Origin of the sequence: Micrococcus sp. HSID17227 (assembly GCF_003989405.1) — a bacterium.
Taxonomy (GTDB): domain Bacteria; phylum Actinomycetota; class Actinomycetes; order Actinomycetales; family Micrococcaceae; genus Micrococcus; species Micrococcus luteus.
In genome coordinates this window covers 1-254 of record NZ_RBLN01000584.1, presented here as the reverse complement: position 1 = coordinate 254, position 254 = coordinate 1, and the positions used below count along the sequence as shown (strand labels likewise).

The following is a 254-nucleotide window of genomic DNA, read 5'->3' as shown; positions in this document are numbered from 1 at the left end:
GCCCGGCGTGAGGCGTTGGCGGTGTGGGTGAACCACTACAACTACCATCGGCCTCATACCTCCTGCGGGGACGCCCCGCCGGCCTCGTTGGCCCCGGCCCGAGTCAACAACGTCATGACCTCTTACAGCTAGAACCGCGGAGCCTGGACACGCCCGTTGGGCGGATGTCTCAGGGGCAGCAGCGAAGGCTCCACCTGGCGCTGTGCCTGGCTGAACAGCCGGACCTGTTGATGCTCGACGAGCCGACCAACCAC

1 protein-coding gene and 1 pseudogene are annotated in these 254 nt (G+C 66.5%); both read left to right on the top strand.

All coding sequences use genetic code 11. The features are described 5' to 3' along the window. On the top strand, positions 1 to 132 hold a 132-nt coding region (locus D8M29_RS13445; RefSeq protein ID WP_143736221.1), incomplete at its 5' end, for an integrase core domain-containing protein. 14 nt (positions 133 to 146) lie between these two features. Then, positions 147 to 254: pseudogene (locus D8M29_RS13440) on the top strand (ATP-binding cassette domain-containing protein); the annotation flags it as partial.